The organism is Candidatus Endomicrobiellum pyrsonymphae (assembly GCF_020328025.1).
GTDB classification, from domain to species: Bacteria; Elusimicrobiota; Endomicrobiia; order Endomicrobiales; family Endomicrobiaceae; genus Endomicrobiellum; species Endomicrobiellum pyrsonymphae.
On record NZ_JAIXMZ010000072.1, the window covers coordinates 1 to 2,189 of the forward strand.

The following is a 2,189-nucleotide window of genomic DNA, read 5'->3' on the forward strand; positions in this document are numbered from 1 at the left end:
GATATATGAAGATTATAAGTATATCCCAAAATGTTGTATTATAATCCATACAAAGAATATTAACACTGTGACGMCTACAAACTTTGTTTTATTACTCAAATGTGAGTATTTTATATATCTAGTTTGTAGKCGTCACAGTGTTAATATTCTTTGTATGGATTATAATACAACATTTTGTTATATTGTCAAGTCTTAGTTCTTAAGAGGATGGGAACAGAAAATTCAATGCCAATAAAGAAATCTAATATCATTATAAACAAAAGTAAGACTTCTCTCTTGGAATTAAAAAGAGAGTTGTTTTCTCTTTTGCAAAAATACAGGATTCCAAATAAAAATATTGTATATTCTAAGAATAATGATTTTGAAAATATCCAATATTTCTGTCGTGAGATTCAAGATGTGCTTTTTGATTTATATGGTCAAGAAACAACTTCTCAGCTACCATCTGAAAAGATATATGAAGATTATAAGTATATCCCAAGAATTAAGGAAAACCACTTTCAAGTATATAGTCGCAGGTATATTGGCAATAAACATAAATTATTATCGTGGATTTTTTCTATTATTACAAAAGAATGTTTGGGCAATTCTTTCGCAGATATTTTTTCAGGAACAGGGATAATAGCAGCAGAGGCAAGCAGAATCTATAAAAAAATTATCGTTAATGATTTTTTATATTCTAATTATGCTATTTATAAAGCATTTTTTGAAAATGCTAAGTATAATCTTATGAAAATAGAGGCAATTATTAATAGTTATAATTCTGTTAGCCCGGCATATATATCGGATAATTATTTTTCTCGTAATTTTGGCGGTAGGTTTTTTAGCGCCAACGACGCTAAAAAAATAGGATTTATTAGGGATAATATAGAAAATAATAAGACAAATTTAACGGAGAAAGAATACTATATTTTAATAACTTCTCTAATTTATTCCGTTGATAAAATTGCAAATACAGTTGGGCATTTTGACGCATATATTAAAAAATCGGACATGAAAGATAGTTTTGTGTTAAAGCAAATTGATGTTTTTCCCATTGACGACATAAGCATATATAGACAAGATGCCAACTTGTTGGTAAAAAATATATCCGCCGATATAGTTTATATTGACCCGCCTTATAATTCCAGACAATACAGTCGTTTTTATCATGTGCTTGAAAACTTAACAAAATGGAATAAGCCAGAACTTTACGGAATAGCCTTAAAACCGCAAGCCGAAAATATGAGCGATTATTGTAGAGCAAATGCAAAATCAAAATTCTACGAGCTTATAAAAGATTTACAAGCAAAATATATTGTAGTTTCGTATAATAACACTTATGATTCAAAAAGTGATTCTTCAAAAAATAAAATTTCATTAGACAATATAAAAAACATTTTAGAGAACAAAGGCTCCACTAAAATTTTTGACAAAGATTACAGGTATTTTACGGCAGGCAATACCGATTTTCAGAATCACAAAGAATATTTATTTGTAACAAGGGCAAAAAGTGCCAAACATAATTAAGCGCTCTCCGTTGTTTTATATCGGAGACAAATATAAACTGTTAAAACAATTGCTTCCGTTGTTTCCAGCAAGAATTAATAATTTCTATGAGCCATTTATTGGCGGTGGTAGCGTGTTTTTAAATGTATCTGCAAATGGGTATATCTTGAACGATTTAAACAAACATCTTATCTCAATACATCAGTTTTTAAAAGATAATGCCGACAGTAACAAAAGGTTTTTTAACAAGATTTACCAAATTGCCGTTAAGTATAGTTTATCGCGTTCTTTTAAGGAAGACATTGTCTCGCAAGATTTAAAAGACACATATAAAAAAACTTATTATGCGCAATTTAATAAAATAGGCTATGACAATTTAAAAATATTAGTAAATGAAAACAAAGAAAATAACCCGTTAATACTTTATCTCTTAGTTATTTATGGTTTTAATAGAATGTTAAGATTTAACGGCGGCGGCAAATTTAATCTGCCAGTTGGCAATGTTGATTTTAATAAAAATGTTGAAAGAGCATTATTAAATTACTTCTCTTTTGTTAAAGATAAAAACATTTCTTTTACTTCTTGTGATTTTGAAAAATTTATTAAATCTCAAAAATTTACTAACAATGACTTTGTTTATTTAGATCCTCCTTATTTAATAGCAGAAACTGAATATAATAAGCGTTGGGACGAACATTCTG

General features: G+C 28.3%; 2 protein-coding genes. Both read left to right on the top strand.

What is annotated here, in order from left to right:
• The first annotated feature begins 225 nt into the window (after positions 1-225).
• A complete protein-coding gene (locus LE180_RS05845) occupies positions 226-1,509 on the top strand; it encodes a DNA adenine methylase (protein ID WP_374134522.1) in 1,284 nt (427 codons plus the stop codon).
• Positions 1,493-2,189, top strand: a 697-nt coding sequence (locus LE180_RS05850; protein WP_374134523.1) for a Dam family site-specific DNA-(adenine-N6)-methyltransferase, incomplete at its 3' end; no start/stop codon positions are given. The genes LE180_RS05845 and LE180_RS05850, both read left to right, overlap by 17 nt.

Excerpts from the sequence above, each read along its gene's own strand:
- LE180_RS05845 (WP_374134522.1), top strand. The coding sequence starts at position 226 with ATGCCAATAAAGAAATCTAATATCATTATAAACAAAAGTAAGACTTCT.